The organism is Anabaena sp. CA = ATCC 33047, from assembly GCF_963870205.1.
GTDB lineage: Bacteria > Cyanobacteriota > Cyanobacteriia > Cyanobacteriales > Nostocaceae > Trichormus.
This window is the reverse complement of record NZ_CAWMSA010000086.1, coordinates 19,319-41,548: the sequence shown is the minus strand read 5'-3', so window position 1 is coordinate 41,548 and position 22,230 is coordinate 19,319. Positions and strand designations below refer to the sequence as shown.

Genomic DNA, 22,230 nt, shown 5'->3' with positions numbered 1-22,230 from the left:
AAAGCCTCTCTCCTTGTAGGGGAGAGGTTTGGAGAGGGGTTTTTGTAGGGGCGGGTTCACAAGTTAATCTGTAGGTAGACAGAATTCTGGATAAACTTGCCCCTACTTTGCACCTTGACAAACATCCTCTGAGTGATGAAATATCCGAAGTGGAAAGTTAGTATATATTATCACCCCCTAATCCCCAGTCCCCAGTCCCCAGTCCCTAATTCATGCTGGTTTGAGGACAACTACACCATAAGCGTCAGGACAGAGGTATTGATTAGCTGCTAAGAGTAAATCTTTGGCTGCTTGGGCTTGGATATAGGCTGGGTAGTTAAACGCTGGCTCTAAATCTCCTACTAAGGAATGATAATAACCATATAAGCCGGTGCGATCGCTTGGTGTTTCGTTACCAAAAATAAATCTGTTAGCTACACGCTTATGAACACGGGCAATTTCTTTGTCTGTGACTAACTCTGATTGTAATCTGCGGATATGGTGAGCGATCGCTGCTTCTACTTCTGGTAAATTTTCTACTGCACACTTAGCTGAAATATAAAACGTCCCTTGTAGACGATTACTCATATTACTAACAGCAATTGAAGTTACTAACCCTCTTTCTTCCCGTAAATCTTGGACTAATCTTGATGTTCTCCCATGTGCCAAAATCGCTGCTAAAACATCCAAAGCATAAGTTTTTTCTAAGTGGTTCATCCCTGGAACTCGCCACACCATAACTAACCTAGCTTGCTGGAGACTTTCATCGATAAATTCCCGGCGCACAATTTCAGTAAACGCAGGTTCAAGATTTGGGGAATAGGGACTAGGGACTGGGGATTGGGAAGTAATATGATGTTGAGTGAAACCTTCAGCAATAATTTCGATTAATTCTTCCTCTGGTAAATTACCCACAGCTACAGCAGTCATCGACTGGGGTTGATACCAAGTCTGATGAAAATCTCGCATCTGCTGGGCTGTCAGTTGGGAAATCACCAATTCTGGCCCCAAGACTGGACGACGATAAGGTAACTCTGCATAGGCTGTTTCCATAGCCCGGCGAAAAGTGCGACGACGGGGGTTATCTTCAGAACGTCTAATTTCCTCCAATACCACCAACCTTTCCCGTTCAAAAGCATCATCAGGAATACTGGCATTTAATACTACATCTATTTGCAGAGGAGCTAATGCAGCAAAATCCTTGGGAGCAGTAGTTATATAGTAATGGGTGTAATCGTGGCTAGTAGCAGCGTTAGTCACAGCACCACGTTCTTCAATTTGCCGTTCAAACTCACCGCTACCTAATCTTTCAGTTCCCTTAAAAATCATGTGTTCTAAAAAGTGAGCCATACCGTTAATATCATCAGACTCCACTGCTGAACCAACATTGATCCATAAGTTAAGGTTCACAGCTTCCACAGGCATCTGTTCAACAATAATAGTTAAGCCATTAGGTAATTGATGTACTTTTGGGGCGTTAAGACGCGGAAACTTAGACAGCGTTGAAGTCATGGGTAGTGGTGAGTGAACATATCCTTACTTCTATATCTTAAATCGCCCGAATCAGCCAAGTGAAGATTTAAGCAAAATCACTGTTATATCTTGTCAAGAATGAAACTTGATTATTAAAATGACTTATGTCATCAGAAAAATATAATAAAACTAAATAGGTACTGAACCGCGTTCCAGTACCTATTAATTGAGTCCTATAACGGTATCACAGTTTCAGCAGATTCTCCCGGCGCGTCACAAGTCCGAAGATGTAAGGTGATTTCTGTATCAAGTCGCTTGAGAAAAATCAGCAGTTTACCCTCACTAAACCGTTGAAACTCTCCTCTCATCAAACGAGATACTTCTGGCTGCGGAATGCCAAGTAATTCGCTGATTTCGCGCTGTTTTAGATTGCGTTGTTTCAGAAGATGCAGTACGTGAATCCCTATTTTACCCCGTGTAAAAAGTTCATCTGCATCTGACAAACCGAGATCAGCAAATACGTTGCCACTGCTTTCTTCAAAAACCGGTTCTTGAGTCATTGTTGTTTCTCCCTTGCTACCGCATCCTTATCGAAAATTTGGGTTGAAAACCCCGTCGTTCTACGACGGCTTTCTGGTATACTAGCAGTAGGTTGTAGACCGTGAGAACGATGTTCGCGTAGCGTCCCGCAGGGAGGAAACAGGTAAAACGTCCTACTCCGTGATCTCAAAATGCCTAACAGTCAATGGTGTAAAAATAAGTCCAAACTGTAAGGTCGAAAAGCAATTAAATAGGGTAGGGCATACCCAAATTTACGCTTGGGGAGTAGTCCTTAAGTGGGGTATATCGAGAGATATGTTTCGGACTAGACATGAAACTGTAAGACCAAAATCAACATCGTTGGTGGAGGCAGGATTCAGCCCAAGAATCTCCGCACTTTTAGGGCGGAGAGTGTCAAAGCGTTGTTTAATCAGATCAACATCAGCCTGTGGGGTTTTAATACCCTGCTTTGATTTCTTTTGAAAAGCGTGGAGGACATAGATTTTTTCTCCAATCTTTACTGCATAAACAGCCCTGTAAGTATCGGTATCGTAACGTTTGACGATTTCATACACCCCACTGCCAACCCCCTTAAAAGGCTTGGCATCCATTGGTGTATGCCCAGCTTGCACCAATTGCAGTGCATAGCCTACTGATTTACGCACCTCTTCAGGAAATGAACAGATATTTTTGCGAGAGTCTCCCATCCAAACAAGAGGTCGTAAAGGATTTTCTATACTATCCTCGCCATCTTCCATTTTATATAAAATTTCCTATAAAACAAGTCAAAAGATATCATGAAATGTCCCAGGCTGCTATTCTGAGGTTTCTTCTTCGGCTATATAGCTTGTAAAATTATGAGTAAGAATATTAATTTTTGTAAACCTAATCTTAAATGTCTCATATTTCTATTAACCAAACTAAACCCCGCGTCATCGTCATCGGTGCGGGAATTGGCGGACTGACGGCGGCTGCATTGCTAGCCCATCGGGGTTACAGCGTCTTAGCCCTAGACCAAGCCCTTGTCCCTGGCGGCTGTGCTTCCACATTCAAACGCCAAGGTTTTACCTTTGATGTCGGTGCAACTCAGGTAGCAGGGTTAGAACCTGGGGGAATTCATCATCGGATATTTTCCGAATTAGAAATAGATTTACCAGATGCAACCCCCTGTGACCCAGCTTGTGCAGTCTATTTACCAGGGGAAAATACACCTATCAACGTCTGGCGTGACCCTGAAAAATGGCAAGATGAACGCCAAAAACAGTTTCCTGGTAGCGAACCTTTCTGGCAATTGATGGCGACTTTATTTGATGCTAGTTGGGAATTCCAAGGACGTGACCCTGTGCTACCACCCCGCAATTTGTGGGACTTGGGGCAGTTAATTCAAGCAGTACGTCCTAATACCTTCATTACAGCACCTTTCACTTTGTTAACTGTGGGTGATGCTTTAAGGTTATTTGGCTTGGGAAATGATCGACGACTGCGGACTTTTTTAGACTTGCAACTCAAGTTATATTCTCAAGTCAATGCTGAAGAAACAGCTTTACTTTACGCCGCTACAGCTTTGAGTGTATCCCAACTACCCCAAGGATTATTTCATCTCCAGGGTAGTATGCAAGTATTGAGCGATCGCCTAGTCTCAGCTTTAGAACGAGACGGTGGTAAATTATTAATGCGCCACACCGTCGAACAAATCAAAGTCGAAAATGGCAAAGCTACGGCTGTTGTGATTAGAAATCAAAAAACAGGCGAAGTCTGGACTGAAACAGCTGATCATGTAGTTGCTAATGTGACTGTCCAAAACTTAGTGCAACTATTAGGCGAAAAAGCTCCTTTTGGCTATAAACAGCGTGTGCAGAAATTACCTTCAGCCTCCGGTGCATTTGTCATCTATCTAGGGGTAGATGCAAGTGCGATTCCTCTGGATTGTCCGCCGCATTTACAGTTTATGTATGATGGTAATGGCCCGATTGGCGAGAATAATTCTTTATTTGTTTCTGTGAGTCATGCAGGTGATGGACGCGCCCCGGAAGGGAAAGCGACAATTATCGCTTCATCTTTTGTTAACCCTGAACCGTGGTGGCGTACTGAAGATTACTCAGGATTAAAAGAAAAGTATACTCAAGAAGCGATCGCCAAACTAGCTCAATACTTTTATCTCAAACCAGAAACCATAGTTTATCAAGAAGCTGCCACACCCCGGACTTTTGCTCATTACACAGCTCGCGATCGCGGTATAGTTGGCGGTATTGGTCAAAGAATTCCCACCTTTGGCCCCTTTGGTTTTGCTAACCGTACACCCATCAATCATTTATGGTTAGTGGGTGACTCTACCCATCCAGGGGAAGGTACAGCTGGGGTAAGTTATTCCGCCCTGACTGTAGTCAGACAAATTCAAGTGGAATCTTAACGCCATACACAACAATAGATATATATTTATGAAAGCTAGGTATCAGTATAGATTCTACCCAACAGACCAACAACAACGGAGTTTAGCTCAGTTGTTTGGATGTGTTCGGGTTGTCTGGAATGGTGCGATTCGTTTGCTATAAACCAAATCCTGTAAGGGTTTTGGGGGATTAGCAGCAAGGTAAATTAGGGAATAATCCCGAAACAGAACCTTGACAACTGAGTGACCATGAGGGTGTAAATCCCTCCCCTGTAGATGCCAGGTGAAAGCATATTCCCTACGGTAGCGACTAGCCATCAATCCGTAAAGCGGGATTAAAAGCCCTTCCACACTCCTAGTCCAAGGTAGTGCGGGGCAAGCAGAGAGTCCATGAGTAAAACTTCGGTTTGAAGACACGTTTAAACCATCGTCAACGACAACCAGCAAAAAGGACTGATTAGCTGGAGCCAAAAGGCAAAGGATAATAGGTTGGCGTATCGTTCCTCGACCAACAGCATCTCTAAATAAACCCGGTGGATAGTGGAACTCTAAAGACTCATAGTATGGTCACTCGGAACGAAGTAACCCTCCGTAAGCTCTCAGAGAGGTCGAATACTCTGAGTAGGTGCTAACCGGATACTGCGGATGGGTGGGATTGAGTCAGAAGCAAACGCCTTGCGGTAATAGTAAGGATAGGCTGACAGACTCACGGTAATAAGGAAGGAATAGTGTCGAGTAGCAGTAAATATGTCTAATACGCTGAACAATCAGACGGTGGAATGGAGCCAAACAGACTGGCGCAAGCTGGAACGTAGGGTTTACAAGCTGCAAAAGAGAATATTCCAAGCCTCTAGTCGTGGTGATTTGAAGGCAGTTCGCAGACTCCAAAAGACATTGATGAGGTCTTGGTCGGCAAGAATGTTGGCGGTACGTCGCGTGACGCAAGATAACCAGGGCAAATGTACAGCCGGAGTAGACGGAGTTAAAAAACTCTCGCCCATCCAAAGGCTAAAACTGGTGAAAAATCTTGAGCTAAAGGGGAAATCCAAACCCACCCGAAGGGTATGGATAGACAAACCAGGAACAGACAAAAAACGTCCACTTGGAATTCCCACGATGTACGATAGAGCTACTCAGGCATTGGTTAAATTAGTGCTTGAGCCGGAGTGGGAAGCAAGATTTGAACCTAACTCTTATGGCTTCCGACCAGGACGTTCATGTCATGATGCTGTCGAGGCAATATTCAACGCAATAAAGCATAAAGCCAAATATGTGTTAGATGCCGATATTGCCAAATGCTTCGACCGCATCAACCACAGGGAACTACTAAGAAAATTGAATACATTTCCGACACTTAAACGCCAGATAAATGCTTGGCTCAAATCGGGAGTGATGGACGGAAAAGAGTTGTTCCCCACATCTGAGGGTACGCCACAAGGAGGGGTCATTTCTCCCCTACTGGCTAACATTGCCCTTCACGGGATGGAAGAACGGATAAAGCAGGTAGCAGATACACTACCAACCCCCAGAGGACATAGCAAGCGAGGTAATCGCGAATCCTTAAGCTTAATTCGATACGCCGATGACTTCGTGATACTGCATGAAGACTTAACCGTTGTCCAGAGATGTAAAGAGGTCATCTCCGAGTGGTTGAATAACATAGGACTTGAACTGAAAACAAGTAAAACACGTCTTGCTCACACATTAATTAAGCATGAGGAGCAAGACGCAGGGTTTAACTTCCTGGGATTTTACATCAGGCAGTACCCAGTAGGAAAATACAACACGGGTTGTAATACCCACGGGAAACCACTTGGATTCAAGACATACATCAAACCCAGCAAGGAAAAAGTCAAGGTACATTACGACCGCATCACCGAGGTAATAGAACAGCATAAAGCAGCCCCCCAAGCGGCACTCATAACCCATTTGAACCCCATTATCAGAGGGTGGGCTAACTATTACAGCACTGTGGTTAGTGGAGAAACATTCTCCGAACTAGGTCACAAAATATACCAAAAACTAAAAAGCTGGGGACTAAACCGCCACCCAAACAAATCGGGAAAATGGATAGCCAATAAATACTGGCAAACCATAGGTGGTGATAACTGGGTATTCGCAACCAGGCAGTCAGGGAAAACCCCGTTGCGGTTACTAAAACATAGCGAGACACCAATTGTCCGCCATGTGAAAGTTAAAGGCGATGCTAGTCCTTATGACGGCAACCTAGTTTACTGGAGTTCAAGAATGGGGAAACACCCGGAAATACCCAAAGGAGTGGCAACACTTCTGAAGCAACAGAAAGGTAAGTGTACCTACTGCGGACTGTACTTTACAGAACAATCGGTGATGGAAATTGACCATATCATTCCCAAATCGCAAGGTGGAAAGAATGAAATGAGAAATATCCAGCTACTTCACCGTCATTGCCACGATAAAAAGACTGCTAGTGATGACAGTTCTGGCACCAAATTTGGCTGCAATAGTGCCAAGCCTAAGCCCGTCAAATCGGGTAACAGAGATACTCATGAAAAGAGCCTTATTACTGAGGAGCCGGATGAGGTGAAAGTCTCACGTCCGGTTTTGAAGACGAGCGGTTCTCGTGAGGGAATCGCTTAGTTTAACATGCTTTAGCTATCTGTAAGCAATCTGAAAAATTGCCAGGGTACAACAAACTCTCAGCAATGCTTACCCAATCTAAAAAGACTGACGAAAGAAAGTGGCTATCTGATGTTTCTTCAGTGCCACTACAACAGTCTCTTAGACACTTAGATGTAGCTTACAAAAACTTTTTCAATTCCCTTAAGGGCAAGAGAAAGGGTAAAAAGGTTGGTGTTCCTAGATTTAAGAAGAAAACCAACTCACAATCAGCAGAGTTTACCAAAGCAGGTTTTTCTGTAAAAACTGGAGAAGTTTATTTGGCTAAAATTGGGATAATAAAACCAATTTGGTCAAGAGAGTGGCCATCTGAGCCTAGTTCAGTCACGGTTATTAAAGATTGTGCTAACCGCTATTTTCTTAGCTTTGTTGTAGAAGTCGAACCTAATAATACTGTTGTTAAAAACCAAAGCATAGGTATTGATTTGGGTCTAAAAATATTTGCAGTCATGAGTAATGGAGAAAAATCTTTAAGTCCAGACTACTCAAAATCTGACCGTAAAATTCGTAAGCTACAGAGGAAATTAGCAAGGCAACAAAAAGATTCAAAAAGGAGAAATAATACTCGCGTTAAAATTGCTAAACTACATAACCAAATTACTGATACTAGAAAAGATTTTTTGCACAAGTTGTCAACCAAAATAGTTAGCGATAACCAAGTAATTGTCTTGGAAGACTTGAATGTATCAGGAATGGTTAAAAACCGTAGACTATCTAGGGTAATTAGTTTGCAGGGATGGCGAGAGTTTAGAAACCTTTGTGAAGCTAAATCAGAAAAGTTTAATCGTGATTTTCGAGTAATAGATAGATGGCAACCAACAAGTCAAGTATGTTCATGCTGTGGTTTTCGTTGGGGTAAAATTGACCTTAGAGTTCGCTCAATACTCTGTTTAAGTTGCGGTACTGAGCAGGAAAGGGATGAAAACGCATCTAGAAATATAGAAATGGTCGGCATGGGGCATGCCTTCGGCACGCTACGCGAACGGCACGACCTTAAACGGACAGGGAGTGACTCTCAGACTACTTCGGTAGCAAGTTACTGTGAACTGTCAAGAATCACGCCCCGTTCTACCGGGCGTGAGTATGTCAACCTAGACTTACATACCAGATAGGAAAGTCTAGCGCATAACCAACTGCGTATGTTGTGTAAAAACCTACCCCGCGCTGTATAAATGAATTACGAAACCGCTCGCAAACTCCTAGTAGGGCAAACAATAGCAATTGAGGAAAACCCTGATGCTTTGTTGATGCGGATGCAGCAAGGAAAACCACCTGTTCCGGGTCAAATTACGTCGATTTTATTGGCTTTAAAAGTTGTTTTTGAAGCTTTGAAACCATCCCCTAGTCTCGATAGAGAGTTGGCTTTTGCTCTTTATGAATTAAGTGTCAAAAGTCAACAGTTATTTGTGGCGGGGCGGCGGGCTGGTGTGGACTGGCCGCCTTTACTTAAGGAAGATTTGCTGAGGATTGCTTTTGCTGTTGAAAGTATTTTTTCTGGTGTTTGGCAAACTCCTCCTGCTGGGAGTTTATAGGGAGTGAGGAGTTTTAACGCAGAGGTGCGCGGAGGTACGCGGAGTTTTTTTAGGAGTAAGTCCCCGGCTGTTTGGGAAGGTCGGGGATGTGGTGTTTACAAGGTTGATTAAAATCGTCATGTTTTAAACTAACGATTTCGTAGTTCTGCTTCTAGTTTGTCTAGGTCGGTTTTGAGGAATACTGTCATTTGTCCTGCAAAGGCTTTACTGTCGCGTGGTTTGGCTATTTCTACCCAATAGGCGTAGCGATCGCCTACTCGCAATTCTCCTTTTAAGGCTTCTCTAATTGGGGTTTTAGCCATTCTGGCGGCATTAATTGCGCTTTGGTTGGGATATTCGTATATGACTTGTGCGTTTCTAAAGTCTTGGTAAATATCTAAGCCGTAAATTATCCGCAATGATTCTTGTAGGCGTTGTAATGTCATGCCGTTAATGGCATCATACATCGCTAGACGCTCGTAGCGAATTTTACTTCTGTCTCTGGTGAATTGTACTCTACCAGGAGGTAATACGGAAGCTTGAAAGGTGAATCTTTGGGCGGCTGTGTCACTCTTTTGAATAAAGAATTTTTCTCCACGGCGAGGGCGTAGGGTGGGATGGGCTTGAATCCAAGTAGCTACTTCTTCTGTAGTTTGTCCTGGTAAGGCGTTGGCTTTGGTATTAAACAGCATTCCTAAGCCTAGCGCAGAAGCTAGAGAACAAGCATAAATCAAACAGTTGAGCCGAGTTGTTTTGAGCATTTTTCTATAGGGGACTTACCAAGAAATTTCTTTATGGTTAGGATTCCCGTTTTACTGAAAGATATGTCAAATTAAAATTGAGTTGAACAAATACCCGATGCTGATAATACCCACAGTCACCAGTGTAATAAACACTATCAGCAGTTGGGGTTTTAATACTTTTCTGAGTATCACTATCTCAGGAAATGATAAAGCTGTCACTGCCATTGTAAATGATAGCACTGTTCCTAGTGGCATTCCTTTGTTAACTAAGGCTTCAGTAATGGGCAGAACTCCGGCAATATTCGCATAGAGAGGAACGCCTAAAATCACCGCAATGGGAACAGCAACAGGATTTTCTGCACCAGCCCAACGGTTGATCATTTCTGTGGGAACGTAGCCGTGAATACCAGCACCTACAGCTATCCCAACTATGACATATATCCAAACGGATTTAAAAATTTCGCTGGCTTGAAACTGTCCTTGTTGGCATCTATCCCGCCAGGTGAATCTAATTGGCTCAAATTCTTCTTGATGCTGCGGTTGTTCTCGTCTGGTTTGTTGCAGTTTCCAGACAAAGGGTTCTACCCATTTTTCTAGTTTCAGCAGACTTATACTATAACCTGCGGCGATCGCTAGCCCTACGCCAAAGCCAATATATAGCAATGTCACTTTTAGCCCAAACAAGCCCCAGAGTAAGACTACAGCTACTTCATTCACCATCGGGGCGGAAATCAGGTAAGAAAATGTTACCCCTAAAGGTACGCCAGCTTCTAAAAATCCGATAAATAACGGTACAGCTGAACAGGAACAAAAGGGGGTGAAAATTCCTACTGTTGCCGCCATGATATTACCGATTAAGGTACGTTTGCCACCTAGCCAAAAACGCACTCGTTCCGGTTGGAGGAAGCTTTGCAGCGTACCCACTACAAAGCTAATCGTTAGCAATAAGGTTAATACTTTGGGAACATCATACAAGAAGAAATGCCAACTCGCTCCCAAATGAGATTCTATTGATAGTCCCAAGAGTCGCGTCACAATTTGGGTTGCTAGCCAGTCAAAGGGATAAAATGGGTCAAACATGAAAATATCCTCCCACTGTCATTAGTGTTCATTGCAACAGTGTTTGGATTTGAGTGGGTGGTAAAACTTGACCTTTACTGACGACTTTGCCATTAATAGCTAAGGCGGGAGTTGTCATGATACCCCGTTGCGCTATTGCAATCGGGTCGGTAATATGGGTGAGTTCAGCATCAATTCCTAGAGTAGCGATCGCTTCCCTTGTATTCGCTTCTAGTTGATGACATTTCTGACAACCTTTTCCCAAAATCTCAACTTTGAGCATAATCAATCCTCTAAGACAACACACTCATAACTAGGATCGGGGTGTGTCAATTTCTCGCCGCAGCGTTCAACTAGCGGTAAAAGTTCATCACGCAATTTCTGGAGTTGTTGAATTTGCTCGTCGATTTCCTGCAATTTTTGGTTAAGTCTGTCATACATAGCTTTGCAGGTAAGCGATCGCCCATCCTTGAGGACTAATATTTTTTTAATGTCCTCCAAACTCAATCCCAATCCTTTCGCCCGACTAATAAACGCTAGGCGATTGACATCTTGCTGACTGAACAGACGATAACCTGATTCACTCCTCTGCGGTGGAGGAATCAGCCCAATCCGTTCATAAAAGTAAATAGTTTGGGGATTTAGTCCTAATTGGCGGGAGATTTCACCAACTTGTAGCATCTTCACTCCCTCGATCCGAGTGTGTTTATCCTAAACCTTATACTTTGGTATAAGGTCAAGGATAAAATGCTAAAGTTTTGTAATGCGGATTCTTAAGGTGTCATCGCTACCTTAATGACTTTCCGCGCTTTCATGTCATGAAAAACTTGTTCTAATTCTTTTAAAGGTCGTTGTTCACTAATCAATAATTCAAATGGGATTTTGCGGCTAGCTATCAATGCAAGTGCAGCCCTGACATATTCCGGTGTATTGTGAAATACGCCTTTTAAGGTGAGTTCGCTGTAATGTAATTGTTCTGTGTTGACGGTGATGGTTGTATCTCGTGGACAACCACCGAATAAGTTAACGGTAGCACCAGGACGAGCGCAAGCGATCGCAGTTTCCCAAACACTAGGTACACCCGTCGCTTCTATCACCACATCTGCGCCCCAACCTTGGGTAAGTTCTTTCACCACTCCCGGAATATCGGAAATTTGATGATAATTAAAGGTCTTAGCTGCACCCAGTTTTTCACCAATTTCTAGTCTATGGTTGTTACCTCCCCATAGCAAGACTTCCGCAGTCTCCGCCAAAGTTGCCACAAACATCAATCCTATCGCGCCATCTCCCAAAACAACTACTTTATCTCTGGGTTTGACATGAGAACGGGCTACCCCATGTAATACACAAGCCAAGGGTTCTGTCATTGCTGCCAATTCTAAGGGCAATTCTTCCGGCACGCGCAACATATTATGCTCAACGATAGGCGCAGGAATTTTTAAATATTCGGCAAATGTGCCGTTATTCCAGGTTAAATGCGGACAAAGAGAATATTCTTGGTGTTGACAAAAGAAGCATTTCATGCAGGGGGCAGAATTATTCGCCACGATGCGATCGCCTACTTGCCAACCCGTCACACCTGCACCGACTGCAATAATTTCACCTGCGGCTTCATGACCGAACAAAGTCGGCGGTTTCAGCATCTTTGCATGACCACCACGCCGCCAGACCTTTAAATCTGTTCCACAAGTTGTCGCTGCTATTACTTTAATCACCACTTCCCCCACCTCTGGAGAGGGGTCAGCAACTTGTTCTAAGCGTAAATCTTCCTGACCATATAACAATGCTGCTAGCACAGCCTTAAACCTATAAAATTCGCTCCACCTGATTGTATCAGGTAGAGCTAGTTTTCTGATCACACATATCTTGCCAGAGTTACGTGATCAGATTTTTTGTAGGGTGGGCATTGCCACTAACTTGCACAAAGAAATATTCAGCAAATCTCAAGCAGTGCATCGGCTGACGCTGATTAAGAATGGTGTAAAATATGACCTAATTTATGACTTGACAGCAGACTGAGAAACTACACCAGAATGGCGAGTATCGACATTCGCTAAACGATTCACAGTTAATAGTGGGACTTCTTGTCGGCAAGACAGACAGAACCAATATAGTTCGCCGTGGCGGACATGGCGCAGGAGAGAACCGCCACAACATGGACAATTGTTGGTTCGCATACTCATACCAATGTCCTCCTTAAAAAATTTTACACAAAAGTGTGAGAAAAACTTGCTTGTTAAAATCTAATTGTCGCTGCATGGATGTAACCATTTAATTTGATGCGGCTTTTGAGAATTTCTGCATAAACCGCCTCATATTCATTAACCATTTTCGTAACACTAAATTTGGTTTCTACATATTCTCTACAGCTTTGACGATTTAATTCCAAAGCCGCCGGAATCATTGCTTGCATTTCCTCATAACTTTGGCAGATAAAACCCGTTCTGCCCTGTTCTATTACCTCTGGCACAGAACCGCGATTCATCGCAATCACAGGTGTACCTGTTGCCATTGATTCAATCATTACTAACCCAAAAGGTTCTTGCCAATTTATTGGGAAAAGAGTAATGGCAGCGTTGCCCAGAAGTTCAGCTTTTTGAGTATGGTTAATTTCACCTAAATATTCTATTTGCTGACCATCTATATGGGGGGCAATCTCTTGTTCAAAAAACTTTAAATCTCCTACATCAACTTTTCCTGCCATTTTCAACCGCCAACCACTTTGTTTAGCGATCGCTATGGCATATTGTGGGCCTTTCTCTGGTGAAAAGCGACCGAGGAACGCCAAATAGGGCGGTGCTTTCGGTTCGGCGATGAACGGATAATCTGCTGGCTCAATCCCGTTATAAACGGTTCTAATATAGTTGAGGTTAATTTGACGCTGGGCGTTACTAATACTAATGTATGGTTGTTGTTGGTGGTGACTATATACTTTACGGTTATCTTTGGTAAAACTACTGTGCAGTGTATGCACTGTGGGAGTGGATACCAAACTCGCTAAAGGTAATGCCGAAATCCCTACATGAGAATGGATAATATCGAATTCCGTCGCTTGTTGGTAAACTTGGCTAAGTTCTAGCATCTCGTATACAGCATACTCTTGGACGGTTTGTTCTAAACGTAATGCACGCGGGTAAACTGCTGCTAAACGAGCCAATGTTTGAGAATCACCAGAAGCAAATAATGTTACTTCATGACCGCGACGCACTAACTCATCAGTCAAGTGACTCACTACCAATTCAATACCTCCATAAGTAGGAGGTGGAACTCGTTCCCATAAGGGGGCTACTTGAGCGATTTTCATAAATTGTTTTGGTTCAGCCGATCAAATTCTCCTCACAATTCAGATTTCCGTCTTCATTGTATGAGGAGAAAAATTATTACTTACTGTTTTGAAATCTAAATTAACCTAACTAACATCTAAAAACGCCATCTCGGTTAAAAGTACCGTAAACAAATTACGGATATCAAAGATATATGAGAAACCGTTACTCTAGTCACTGTCCCACTCTTTCTAGGATAAAGCTAACCTTTTCTAGCTACATCTGCCTGGGGAAACATAATTAAGTTATATATTTTGTAGCATATCTGACAAAAATATAGATTTTGTAGTTTAGAATACTAAAAATCTGTAAGGGATCAATTTTTTATAGTGCCGATTTCGAGAAAATGGTAAAAAACCAAGAAAACTGGTAAATATTAAACAATCGTAAAAAAAACCGCAAAAAATCCATTATTCATTTACGAACTATCAAGCCACTAATGAAAGTAGCCACTTGGAATGTCAACTCGATTCGGACTCGTTTAGAACAGGTGATTGATTGGTTAAGGCAAAATCCTGTTGATGTTCTGTGTTTGCAAGAAACCAAAGTTATAGATGCTAATTTTCCGCGATCGCCTATAGAAGACTTAGGTTATCATGTTTATTTTTCAGGGCAGAAAGCTTATAACGGAGTAGCCTTAATTAGCCTCAAACCCCTTGAGGATGTGAGTAGCGGCTTTGCAGCGATTCTGCCAGATATTGATCCGCTCTGGAATGAACAAAAACGAGTAATTACGGGTATATTCGATGGAATTCGGATTGTGAACCTGTATGTTCCCAATGGTTCAGCCGTCGGTAGTGAGAAATATGAATATAAGCTACGCTGGTTGACAGTGCTGCGGCAGTATTTGCAAACACTATTGCGATCGCAAGCTGCTATCTGTATGTGTGGTGACTTTAATATCGCCCTAGAAGACAAAGATATTCATGAACAAGTTAAAAATCTAGAAAATCACATCATGGCATCTGAAGCCGAGCGTCAAGCTTTACGAGATGTTCTAGAATTAGGTTTTGCCGATGCTTTCCGTAAATTTACTAGCGAAGGCGGACACTTTAGCTGGTGGGACTACCGCACCGCCGCTTTTCGCCGCAATCTCGGTTGGCGGATTGATCATCACTATCTCACACCTGTTTTATACGCACAAGCTAAAAGCTGCACTATTGATATCTCTCCTAGAAAGTTACCCCAACCCAGCGACCATACACCAGTGATTGTGGAATTTTAAACTGGAGATTTTAAATTAGATATGGGGTACTGAGAGAAAGTAGGGAAGAAAAAACTTCCCCAGTCCCCAATCCCCAATCCCCAATCCCCAATCATTATGTTTTTAGTAACTGGAGCAACGGGAGACATTGGTCGGCGAGTTGTGCGACTCTTACGCCAACGGGAGGAGTCTGTGCGCGCATTTGTCCGCCTTACTTCTCGTTATGGCGAATTAGAACACCGAGGTGCAGACATCTTCATCGGTGATTTAAAGTATGACAAAGATATCGCCCAAGCTTGTCAGGGTGTGCAATATATAATCAGCGCGCACGGTTCTGATAATGATGCCCTGGCTTTAGACTACCGTGCTAATATTGAACTGATTAATCAAGCTAAAGCTATGGGAGTGCAGCATTTTGTTTTCATTTCCGTACTAGGTGCTGACCGAGGGTATGAAGACGCTCCCGTATTCAAAGCTAAACGAGCTGTAGAACGTTATTTAGCTGCTAGTGGCATAAATTACACTATTTTACGTCCGGCTGGATTAGCATCTAATTTGCTGCCTTTGGCAGAAAGATTCAGAGAAACAGGGTTATATTTCTTGATTGGTGATCCTAAAAATCGCACCTCTATTGTGAGTACAGATGATTTAGCCAGAATAGCTGTAGATTCAGTGACGGTTGCAGGTGCTTGTAACCAAATCTTCTCAGTTGGAGGGCCAGAGATTTTGTTGCGTGAGGATATTCCCCAAATTTTCAGCCGTATCTTTAATCAAGAACCAATAGTGATTAACTTACCTTTATTAGCGGTTGATGGGTTGCGGAGTGTGTTGGGAATAATTAATCCTGAAACACAAAAAGCGTTGGGAACTTTTAGAACGTTACTGTCTGAAGAATTTTTCTGTAGAAAAGAGGAAATAGCTCTTTTAGAGCAAACTTTCAATTTAGAATTAGAAACCCTAGAAAGTTTTTTAAGACGCTATTTAGCAGTTTGAAGTAGAAGTTAGGGACTGGAAGGAAGAAGCAGGGGGGCAGGGAAGCTTCGCTGACACGGGGACACGGGGACACGGGGACACGGAGACACGGGGAATTGAACTCACCGTGTCTTCCCGTCCTCTTCCGCCTAATGCCCTATGCCCAACCATTCTTTAATTTTGAATTTTGAATTTTGAATTTTGAATTGATTGATACCCAATCCCCAGTACCTCATGATGAAATATTCCCTATCAGCTAACGCTGCTCAAGCACGGCAAACAAAACAGCAATTTGCTAGACCAGAAGACCAATTATCTTATGAATTAGGTAAGGCAGTTAAAGAATTACCTGCACTGTATACTAGATTATTAGCAGGAACGATTAGTTTAGTAGTATTTGGTGCGATCGCCTGGGCGCATTTTTCGGAAATCGATGAGGTAGCGGTTGCACAAGGAGAATTAATCGCGTCTACCCAAGTTAGACCAGTCACATCCTTGGGTAATGGATCGATTGTAGCAATTAAAGTCCAAGAAGGCGATCGCGTCACTAAAGATCAAGTCCTGATTCAGCGTGATTCCGATCTCAAACAAACTGATGTTACACGCCTAGCCAAAGCGAATAAATTAATTCAAGAAGATTTACAACGTTTACAAGCAGAACGCATCGGTGGTAATAACACTGGTATTGCAATACAGGATGAACTATTAAAATCGCGTTTGCGAGACTACCAAGCCCGTCAAGCAGCCGCAGAAGCCGAAGCAAATCGTCAAAAAGCACTCATAGATCAGGCAAAAGTGCGACTGACGCGGTTACAAGATAATTTAGCTAGTGCGGAAAAAAGTGTAGCTAATGCTCAAACTAATCTTGTGAATGCAGAAAGCATCCGTGATCAAGTTGAAAGCAATTTAGCGATCGCTCAAAGTCGAGAAGAAAATCTCCGCACCCTGATTACTCCCGGTGCAGTCCCTAGAGTAGATTACCTAGAAGCACAAGAAAGATTAACTCGCACCCAAACAGAAATTACCAGAGCTAAAGACGAAGTAACAAATGCTCAAAATCGGTTAACAGAAGCCAAAGACAGAGTTACATCCCTACAAAAAGATATAGCTGCACAAAGTGAAGAAATTCGCCAAGCTCAAGCAGCCTATCAAGCAGCTTGGAATCAAGCTCAACGTATAGCATCAGAACGCCAAAGCGAAATTTTAACCCAAATTAACAAGCGTCGAGAAGAACTCACAAATGTCACTGGACAATTAGAACAAGCCAGAAAACAAAAAGAAGGAGAAACTATCAAAGCTCCCGTAGCCGGAACTATCTATAAAATTAAAGCAACAAAAGGGCCAGTACAAGCAGGAGAAGAATTACTGTCAATTTTACCGGAAGGGGAAGAAATACTATTAGAAGTAAAAGTCCTCAACCGTGATATTGGTTTTATCCAAAAAGGGATGAAAGCAAAAGTAAAAATGGCAACTTTTCCCTTCCAAGAATTCGGCACAATTGAAGGCGAAGTTGTGCAAGTCAGCCCCAATGCAGTTGTCGATAAAGATTTAGGCTTAGTATTTCCCACCAGAATTAAATTAAATAAACACGCCTTGACTGTGCGAGGTCAAGAAGTAGAATTTACGCCAGGAATGGTGGCAACTGGTGAAATAGTAACTCGTAAGAAATCAATTTTGACTTTCATCGTTGAACCTGTAACTCGCAGATTCAGCGAAGCATTCTCTGTCAGATAACCATTTCTTAGTCAGGACTTTAGTCCTTTTTAATAACCATAGGGTGGGCAATTTACCCAAAATAAAAATCAGGGCTGAAGCGAATTTTTACTATTGCCCACCTTATCCCATTCCTTGATAAAGATGCCCTTTATTCTTAACTGTAGATACAGCACTTTGTCAGTTAATGCAGTACATATTTAATATCCTAACTCTTGTGGATTGGGCAGGAAAGCCCGCCCTTATGTACGAATTAAAAGAGAGGACTAAAGTCCTCACTACAAACCTCATTAAAAAAGAGCCTTATGAGGCTCTTTTTTAATAAGTAAAAAACTGAAGCATGGGATGGCAGAGAAGAAAGATATATAAATATATTTCTCCTCCTACCTTCTGCCTGAATTACTTAATGGTGACTTTACCACCAGCTTCTTCAATCCGCTTCTTAGCGTCCTCAGCAGCTTCCTTAGCAATACCTTCCTTGATAGGCTTAGGAGCAGCTTCTACCAAGTCTTTAGCTTCTTTTAGACCCAAACCAGTGATTTCGCGTACAATCTTCAGTACAGCAATCTTCTTATCAGCTGGTACAGCTTCCAGAACTACATCAAACTCGGTTTTTTCTTCTGCTGCTTCAGCAGGCGCACCAGCACCAGCACCAGGAGCAGCCATCATCATCATTCCACCAGCAGGTGCAGCAGCACTTACGCCAAAAGCTTCTTCAATTTGCTTAACTAACTCAGCAGCTTCTAACAGAGTTAAGGATTTCAATTGTTCTAAAATTTGATCGGTTGCAGCAGACATTTATCTTACTCCTGAATTTGTTGATTTGGTATTTGATAATTAGTAATTGGCAATTAGTTTGAAAAAACCTGTTACCTATTACTCGCTGGCACTTTCACCGCCACTATTTTCTTTATCAGCGACAGCTTGCAAAGCACGCGCCAAACCACTGGGAACTTCGTTGATACCAACGGCCACTTTTGTCGCCAAAGCGTTGATAGCTCCAGCAATTTGAGCCATAAGTTGCTCTTTGGATGGCAAATCTCCTAAAGCTTTGACATCCGGTTCTTTCAGCAAGCGGCCTTCCATTACGCCGCCACGAAGTTCTGTCTTCTTGGTGGCTTTTTGGAAATCTTGATAAGCCTTAATTGCAGAAGAGAAATCTTCTTTAACTAACAAAAAGGCAGAAGAACCTTTGAGCAACTCAGACATTGGTTGCCATTTTTCATCGTCTTGAATGGCAATACCCATCAAAGTGTTTTTAGTCACTTTGCAGACAGCACCACTCGGACGCAACCGCCGCCGTAAGTCGGTAATTTCGGAAACTGTCAAACCTTGGTACTCAATTACGAGTGCTAAACTTGACTCGCTCAAAGTTTCTTTGAGTTCTGCGACTATTTCTTTTTTGTTTTCTAGTGTTCTACCCATATCGGTTTCACCTCCTCAAAACAATTGTCGATTCCTCTGGAGATAATTTCTTCTGACTACCGGATAACAATAAACCCCAGCTATCTGAGCCGGGGTTGAGTATCAAGACTCTGGCTGCCGTAATGACACACGATTTTACGTGCTACTTTCGGCAATAGAGTTTTTACCTCGGCAGGATATTAAGCTATTAGCACCTGCTGTCTCCGGCTTTGCTTATTTAATTTTGGGTATTGGGCATCGGGCATTTGTATGAGGCAAAGAGGTAATTATTTTCTTCTTTTTCCTAATTCCCAGTCCCCAGTCCCCAATCACCAGTCCCTAATTAAGCAGCTTCAGTCAGTTTAAAATCTCTCAGAGCAGCAACATCGACTCTAATGGATGGCCCCATTGTGGCAGACACATAAATTGAACGCCAATAACGGCCTTTAGCACCTGAAGGACGGTTACGATCAATTGTCTCTTGCAACGCCTTCAGGTTTACCAATAAATCTTCTGGCGAGAAGGATGCCTTACCAAACATAACATGAACGATGCCTGTACGGTCAGCCCGGAATTCTAATTTACCTGCTTTAAATTCGGCGATCGCACTGGCAATGTCAAAGGTGACTGTTCCACCTTTTGGTGATGGCATTAAACCACGGGGGCCTAACATTTTACCAAGTTTTGCTACCTGTGGCATCACATCAGGTGTAGCAATCAACTTGTCAAAATCCATTCTGCCTTTTTGGATTTCGTCAATCAGTTCTTCAGAACCAACTACGTCAGCACCAGCATTTGAGGCTTCTGTAACTTTTTCACCACGGGCAATTACAGCTACTCGTATTGTTTGCCCTGTGCCTTTAGGTAGAACTACTGTAGTACGCAGTTGTTGGTCTGTATATTTTGGGTCAATACCTAAACGGATATGAGCTTCCGCAGCTTCAGAAAATTTTGCTGTTGCTGTCTCTTTCAACAAGCTTAAAGCATCTAGAGGCGCGTATTCTCTATCTTCTACTTTGGCTTGCAATTCTCGCAAGCGGCGTGATACTTTTTTTGTCATTTTTTTCTCCTGGGGTTGATGGCGAAGCTAAACTTCTCCCCCGCATATTTTTAGTTATCAATAGTCTTGAGAGTTGAGCTTTTGACTCACACTCTCGACTAATCAGTAATGGTTACGCCCATGTTTTTAGCGGTTCCTGCCACAATGTTCATCGCCGCTTCTATGTCGTTGGCGTTGAGATCAGGTAGTTTAGTTTGGGCAATTTCTCTTAATTGCGCCTTAGTAATGGAACCGACTTTCTTTTTGTTGGGTTCGTTAGAACCTTTTTCAACTTTTGCGGCTTTGCGAATCAATACTGATGCTGGTGGGGTTTTGAGTACAAATGTAAAACTCCGGTCTTCATACACCGAAATTTCTACAGGAATCACCATCCCAGCTTGGTCTGCTGTTTTGGCGTTGTACTCTTTGCAGAACATCATGATGTTAACACCATGTTGACCCAGTGCAGGGCCAACTGGGGGTGCTGGGTTGGCTTTTCCAGCATTCAGGGCCAGTTTAATGACCGCTACTACTTTCTTTGCCATTGATATTTAGCTCTGTTTTTCTACCTGATTAAATTCCAGTTCTACTGGTGTGTCTCGCCCGAAAATTGAGAGCAAGGCTTTTAGTTTACTCCGTTCTGGGCTAACTTCAATCACCTCGCCTTCAAAATCCTTAAATGGGCCAGAAAGCACGACTATCTTATCACCAGTTGCCATGTCTATTTTGACTACTGGCTCTTGTTCGGTGGTTTGTTTGAATATCCGTTCTACTTCTGAGTGGCTCAGGGGTACTGGTTTAACGTGTCCGCGACCTTTCGCGCTGCCACGTTTTTGTTCTGCTCCCACAAAGTTAATCACATGGGATGTATTCCTTACCACCTGCCAGGTATCATCATCCATCATCATCCTTACTAGCACATAGCCAGGAAAAACTTTTTCCTCTGTGTGCTGGCGGCTTCCATCCTTACGGATTTTCACTGCTGGTGTATGGGGAATTTCTACCTGAATAATTTTGTCAGCGACATCAAAGGTTTGGATGCGCTGTTCTAAATTTGTTTTAACTCGCTTTTCACAGCCGGAGGCTACTTGTACTGCATACCAGCGTGCTTCTTTAGAGGCTTTTATTGCTGTTTCCTCTGACTGCAACGCCGAGTCCATTGGTTCGTCTGTTGCAAAAGTCATCAGAATACCTGTTTTGCTACCCAAGAAAACAATCCATCAACCAAATAGATTAAAGAAGCGGAGAGTGTCACCATTAGCAACACGGCGGCTGATTCGCTTACCAGTTGCTTGCGACTAGGCCAAACCACTTTCTCTAGTTCTTCTCTGGTTCCTTGAAAAAAGTTGAGAAAGTTAAACCCACTAGAGTTTTCCGCGATTTCTGCCTCATTTTTTTTGGCCATGGTCGTTTATCCCCCCATCTTTTTCAATACAGCTATACTCTGCTAGTTTTCATCCAGGTTGACAGCTTTAACTCCATCAAATGAACTGGAAACCAAAAAGCTGCAAGTATTAAACAACTAGACCCGAAATCAATAGCATTATCTGCTATCTTAGCAGACGTACTACTGATTCGGGCTGTGTTTTTACTTTCGAGCGCGCCCTGGAGGACTTGAACCCCCGACATCAGGTTTTGGAGACCTGCGTTCTACCAACTGAACTAAGAGCGCACAAGCTGGGTTGGGTTTGTTTGTTGTGCTGAAACTTTTTTTAGTTTAACGCACAAATGCTATTGTATCACAAATTTTTTTTTTTGCAAACTAGCGGCGGATGCCGCCTGCTGACTAGGATTTTTCCCTACTCTGAACCACCTACAAAGCACGGTCAAAGCGTTGCTTAATCCGGGTAGCCTTACCAACGCGACCACGCAGATAGTAGAGTTTAGCGCGTCTGACTTTACCACGACGCACGACTTTAATACTTTCAATGCGGGGGGAATGTAATAAGAATACCCGTTCAACGCCAACGCCTTGGAAGACACGACGAACTGTAATAGTTTCGTTAATACCGCCGTTACGCATGGCAATTACCACTCCCTCGTAGGGCTGTACACGGTATTTATCGCCTTCTTTGATTTTTACGCCGACTTTCACGGTGTCACCCACATAGATTTGGGGCAGGTTAGATTTTAGTTGTTCCGCTTCAATGGAGCGAATAATTTCTTGCGCGTTCATAGCTAGTCTGCTTAAAAAACTCACGATCATCCATCATAAATCGAAAC

General features: G+C 42.9%; 24 protein-coding genes, 1 tRNA gene, 1 pseudogene and 1 other annotated feature. Of the genes and pseudogenes, 8 read left to right on the top strand and 18 right to left on the bottom strand.

Translation table 11 applies throughout. The features are described from left to right. Nucleotides 1-210 precede the first annotated feature (210 nt). The 3 genes and pseudogenes from AACS98_RS22970 to AACS98_RS22960 all read right to left on the bottom strand — a co-directional run. Entirely contained in the window at nucleotides 211-1,491 is a 1,281-nt protein-coding gene (locus tag AACS98_RS22970; RefSeq protein WP_066384557.1) for a M16 family metallopeptidase, read from the bottom strand. Between the two features lie 194 nt (nucleotides 1,492-1,685). Next, entirely contained in the window at nucleotides 1,686-2,012 is a 327-nt protein-coding gene (locus tag AACS98_RS22965; protein WP_066384555.1) for a helix-turn-helix domain-containing protein, read from the bottom strand. Nucleotides 2,013-2,408: 396 nt separating this feature from the next. After that, nucleotides 2,409-2,750 (bottom strand): annotated as a pseudogene (locus tag AACS98_RS22960) (type II toxin-antitoxin system RelE/ParE family toxin); the annotation flags it as partial. Between the two features lie 137 nt (nucleotides 2,751-2,887). Here AACS98_RS22960 and crtD point away from each other — a divergent pair. The 5 genes from crtD (at nucleotide 2,888) to AACS98_RS22940 (ending at nucleotide 8,571) form a co-directional block, all read left to right on the top strand. Next, complete coding sequence (crtD, locus tag AACS98_RS22955; protein ID WP_066384548.1) at nucleotides 2,888-4,402, top strand: C-3',4' desaturase CrtD; 1,515 nt, start codon at nucleotides 2,888-2,890, stop codon at nucleotides 4,400-4,402. A 28-nt stretch (nucleotides 4,403-4,430) separates the two neighbouring features. After that, on the top strand, nucleotides 4,431-4,544 hold the full coding sequence (locus tag AACS98_RS23670; protein WP_198161180.1) for a helix-turn-helix domain-containing protein: 114 nt from the start codon (nucleotides 4,431-4,433) through the stop codon (nucleotides 4,542-4,544). 584 nt (nucleotides 4,545-5,128) lie between these two features. After that, on the top strand, nucleotides 5,129-7,000 hold the full coding sequence (gene ltrA, locus AACS98_RS22950) for a group II intron reverse transcriptase/maturase (RefSeq protein WP_066384544.1): 1,872 nt from the start codon (nucleotides 5,129-5,131) through the stop codon (nucleotides 6,998-7,000). Between the two features lie 38 nt (nucleotides 7,001-7,038). Next, the gene (locus AACS98_RS22945; RefSeq protein WP_255362925.1) at nucleotides 7,039-8,151 is read left to right on the top strand and encodes an RNA-guided endonuclease InsQ/TnpB family protein; all 1,113 of its coding nucleotides are present in this window, start codon (nucleotides 7,039-7,041) and stop codon (nucleotides 8,149-8,151) included. A 60-nt stretch (nucleotides 8,152-8,211) separates the two neighbouring features. Then, the gene (locus AACS98_RS22940) at nucleotides 8,212-8,571 is read left to right on the top strand and encodes a Dethiobiotin synthetase (RefSeq protein ID WP_066384541.1); all 360 of its coding nucleotides are present in this window, start codon (nucleotides 8,212-8,214) and stop codon (nucleotides 8,569-8,571) included. A gap of 128 nt (nucleotides 8,572-8,699) precedes the next feature. Here AACS98_RS22940 and AACS98_RS22935 read toward each other — a convergent pair whose 3' ends face one another. The 7 genes from AACS98_RS22935 to AACS98_RS22905 form a co-directional block, all read right to left on the bottom strand. After that, nucleotides 8,700-9,311: a hypothetical protein gene (locus AACS98_RS22935; RefSeq protein WP_066384538.1), complete on the bottom strand. Its 612-nt coding sequence runs from the start codon at nucleotides 9,309-9,311 to the stop codon at nucleotides 8,700-8,702. A 66-nt stretch (nucleotides 9,312-9,377) separates the two neighbouring features. Further along, entirely contained in the window at nucleotides 9,378-10,373 is a 996-nt protein-coding gene (locus tag AACS98_RS22930; RefSeq protein WP_066384535.1) for a permease, read from the bottom strand. 28 nt (nucleotides 10,374-10,401) lie between these two features. Continuing rightward, nucleotides 10,402-10,635: a thioredoxin family protein gene (locus AACS98_RS22925; RefSeq protein WP_066384533.1), complete on the bottom strand. Its 234-nt coding sequence runs from the start codon at nucleotides 10,633-10,635 to the stop codon at nucleotides 10,402-10,404. A gap of 2 nt (nucleotides 10,636-10,637) precedes the next feature. Further along, on the bottom strand, nucleotides 10,638-11,033 hold the full coding sequence (locus tag AACS98_RS22920) for a heavy metal-responsive transcriptional regulator (protein ID WP_066384531.1): 396 nt from the start codon (nucleotides 11,031-11,033) through the stop codon (nucleotides 10,638-10,640). A 92-nt stretch (nucleotides 11,034-11,125) separates the two neighbouring features. Next, a complete protein-coding gene (locus AACS98_RS22915) occupies nucleotides 11,126-12,148 on the bottom strand; it encodes a zinc-dependent alcohol dehydrogenase (protein WP_066384663.1) in 1,023 nt (340 codons plus the stop codon). A gap of 201 nt (nucleotides 12,149-12,349) precedes the next feature. After that, on the bottom strand, nucleotides 12,350-12,535 hold the full coding sequence (locus AACS98_RS22910) for a hypothetical protein (protein WP_082803675.1): 186 nt from the start codon (nucleotides 12,533-12,535) through the stop codon (nucleotides 12,350-12,352). 53 nt (nucleotides 12,536-12,588) lie between these two features. Further along, nucleotides 12,589-13,656 (bottom strand): glycosyltransferase family 4 protein, encoded by a 1,068-nt coding sequence (locus tag AACS98_RS22905; RefSeq protein ID WP_066384529.1) that lies wholly within the window; start codon nucleotides 13,654-13,656, stop codon nucleotides 12,589-12,591. Nucleotides 13,657-14,114: 458 nt separating this feature from the next. On the opposite strand from AACS98_RS22905, the gene xth reads away from it, so the two are divergent. From xth to AACS98_RS22890, 3 genes are all read left to right on the top strand, one after another. After that, nucleotides 14,115-14,900 carry an exodeoxyribonuclease III gene (xth, locus tag AACS98_RS22900; RefSeq protein WP_066384526.1) on the top strand — a complete coding sequence of 262 codons (786 nt, stop codon included), beginning with the start codon at nucleotides 14,115-14,117 and terminating at the stop codon, nucleotides 14,898-14,900. A gap of 96 nt (nucleotides 14,901-14,996) precedes the next feature. Continuing rightward, nucleotides 14,997-15,872 carry an SDR family oxidoreductase gene (locus AACS98_RS22895; RefSeq protein ID WP_066384524.1) on the top strand — a complete coding sequence of 292 codons (876 nt, stop codon included), beginning with the start codon at nucleotides 14,997-14,999 and terminating at the stop codon, nucleotides 15,870-15,872. A gap of 216 nt (nucleotides 15,873-16,088) precedes the next feature. Continuing rightward, the gene (locus tag AACS98_RS22890) at nucleotides 16,089-17,585 is read left to right on the top strand and encodes an HlyD family efflux transporter periplasmic adaptor subunit (RefSeq protein ID WP_066384522.1); all 1,497 of its coding nucleotides are present in this window, start codon (nucleotides 16,089-16,091) and stop codon (nucleotides 17,583-17,585) included. A 378-nt stretch (nucleotides 17,586-17,963) separates the two neighbouring features. Here the strand turns inward: AACS98_RS22890 and rplL are convergent, their stop codons facing one another. The 8 genes from rplL to rplS form a co-directional block, all read right to left on the bottom strand. Next, the gene (rplL, locus tag AACS98_RS22885; RefSeq protein WP_066384512.1) at nucleotides 17,964-18,362 is read right to left on the bottom strand and encodes a 50S ribosomal protein L7/L12; all 399 of its coding nucleotides are present in this window, start codon (nucleotides 18,360-18,362) and stop codon (nucleotides 17,964-17,966) included. 78 nt (nucleotides 18,363-18,440) lie between these two features. Continuing rightward, on the bottom strand, nucleotides 18,441-18,989 hold the full coding sequence (gene rplJ, locus AACS98_RS22880; protein WP_066384511.1) for a 50S ribosomal protein L10: 549 nt from the start codon (nucleotides 18,987-18,989) through the stop codon (nucleotides 18,441-18,443). Between the two features lie 59 nt (nucleotides 18,990-19,048). After that, nucleotides 19,049-19,214 (bottom strand) — a sequence feature (ribosomal protein L10 leader region). Nucleotides 19,215-19,311: 97 nt separating this feature from the next. After that, on the bottom strand, nucleotides 19,312-20,028 hold the full coding sequence (gene rplA / locus AACS98_RS22875; protein ID WP_066384509.1) for a 50S ribosomal protein L1: 717 nt from the start codon (nucleotides 20,026-20,028) through the stop codon (nucleotides 19,312-19,314). Nucleotides 20,029-20,126: 98 nt separating this feature from the next. Further along, entirely contained in the window at nucleotides 20,127-20,552 is a 426-nt protein-coding gene (rplK, locus tag AACS98_RS22870; RefSeq protein WP_066384506.1) for a 50S ribosomal protein L11, read from the bottom strand. A 6-nt stretch (nucleotides 20,553-20,558) separates the two neighbouring features. Next, nucleotides 20,559-21,191 (bottom strand): transcription termination/antitermination protein NusG, encoded by a 633-nt coding sequence (gene nusG / locus AACS98_RS22865; protein WP_066384503.1) that lies wholly within the window; start codon nucleotides 21,189-21,191, stop codon nucleotides 20,559-20,561. Further along, nucleotides 21,191-21,412, bottom strand: a complete 222-nt coding sequence (gene secE / locus AACS98_RS22860; protein ID WP_066384500.1) for a preprotein translocase subunit SecE — start codon at nucleotides 21,410-21,412, stop codon at nucleotides 21,191-21,193. Before secE ends, nusG begins: the two co-directional genes overlap by 1 nt. 194 nt (nucleotides 21,413-21,606) lie before the next feature. Continuing rightward, a tRNA-Trp gene (locus AACS98_RS22855) sits at nucleotides 21,607-21,679 on the bottom strand. A gap of 141 nt (nucleotides 21,680-21,820) precedes the next feature. Then, entirely contained in the window at nucleotides 21,821-22,183 is a 363-nt protein-coding gene (gene rplS, locus AACS98_RS22850) for a 50S ribosomal protein L19 (RefSeq protein ID WP_066384498.1), read from the bottom strand. Between the last annotated feature and the right edge of the window lie 47 nt (nucleotides 22,184-22,230).

Excerpts from the sequence above, each read along its gene's own strand:
- AACS98_RS22940 (WP_066384541.1), top strand. The coding sequence starts at position 8,212 with ATGAATTACGAAACCGCTCGCAAACTCCTAGTAGGGCAAACAATAGCA.
- rplJ (WP_066384511.1), bottom strand. The coding sequence starts at position 18,989 with ATGGGTAGAACACTAGAAAACAAAAAAGAAATAGTCGCAGAACTCAAA.
- nusG (WP_066384503.1), bottom strand. The coding sequence starts at position 21,191 with ATGACTTTTGCAACAGACGAACCAATGGACTCGGCGTTGCAGTCAGAG.
- AACS98_RS22930 (WP_066384535.1), bottom strand. The coding sequence starts at position 10,373 with ATGTTTGACCCATTTTATCCCTTTGACTGGCTAGCAACCCAAATTGTG.
- AACS98_RS22905 (WP_066384529.1), bottom strand. The coding sequence starts at position 13,656 with ATGAAAATCGCTCAAGTAGCCCCCTTATGGGAACGAGTTCCACCTCCT.
- rplK (WP_066384506.1), bottom strand. The coding sequence starts at position 20,552 with ATGGCAAAGAAAGTAGTAGCGGTCATTAAACTGGCCCTGAATGCTGGA.
- AACS98_RS22910 (WP_082803675.1), bottom strand. The coding sequence starts at position 12,535 with ATGAGTATGCGAACCAACAATTGTCCATGTTGTGGCGGTTCTCTCCTG.
- ltrA (WP_066384544.1), top strand. The coding sequence starts at position 5,129 with ATGTCTAATACGCTGAACAATCAGACGGTGGAATGGAGCCAAACAGAC.
- rplL (WP_066384512.1), bottom strand. The coding sequence starts at position 18,362 with ATGTCTGCTGCAACCGATCAAATTTTAGAACAATTGAAATCCTTAACT.
- AACS98_RS22925 (WP_066384533.1), bottom strand. The coding sequence starts at position 10,635 with ATGCTCAAAGTTGAGATTTTGGGAAAAGGTTGTCAGAAATGTCATCAA.
- xth (WP_066384526.1), top strand. The coding sequence starts at position 14,115 with ATGAAAGTAGCCACTTGGAATGTCAACTCGATTCGGACTCGTTTAGAA.
- rplA (WP_066384509.1), bottom strand. The coding sequence starts at position 20,028 with ATGACAAAAAAAGTATCACGCCGCTTGCGAGAATTGCAAGCCAAAGTA.
- AACS98_RS22935 (WP_066384538.1), bottom strand. The coding sequence starts at position 9,311 with ATGCTCAAAACAACTCGGCTCAACTGTTTGATTTATGCTTGTTCTCTA.
- AACS98_RS22895 (WP_066384524.1), top strand. The coding sequence starts at position 14,997 with ATGTTTTTAGTAACTGGAGCAACGGGAGACATTGGTCGGCGAGTTGTG.
- AACS98_RS22920 (WP_066384531.1), bottom strand. The coding sequence starts at position 11,033 with ATGCTACAAGTTGGTGAAATCTCCCGCCAATTAGGACTAAATCCCCAA.
- AACS98_RS22970 (WP_066384557.1), bottom strand. The coding sequence starts at position 1,491 with ATGACTTCAACGCTGTCTAAGTTTCCGCGTCTTAACGCCCCAAAAGTA.
- AACS98_RS23670 (WP_198161180.1), top strand. The coding sequence starts at position 4,431 with ATGAAAGCTAGGTATCAGTATAGATTCTACCCAACAGACCAACAACAA.
- rplS (WP_066384498.1), bottom strand. The coding sequence starts at position 22,183 with ATGAACGCGCAAGAAATTATTCGCTCCATTGAAGCGGAACAACTAAAA.
- AACS98_RS22965 (WP_066384555.1), bottom strand. The coding sequence starts at position 2,012 with ATGACTCAAGAACCGGTTTTTGAAGAAAGCAGTGGCAACGTATTTGCT.
- AACS98_RS22890 (WP_066384522.1), top strand. The coding sequence starts at position 16,089 with ATGAAATATTCCCTATCAGCTAACGCTGCTCAAGCACGGCAAACAAAA.
- secE (WP_066384500.1), bottom strand. The coding sequence starts at position 21,412 with ATGGCCAAAAAAAATGAGGCAGAAATCGCGGAAAACTCTAGTGGGTTT.
- crtD (WP_066384548.1), top strand. The coding sequence starts at position 2,888 with ATGTCTCATATTTCTATTAACCAAACTAAACCCCGCGTCATCGTCATC.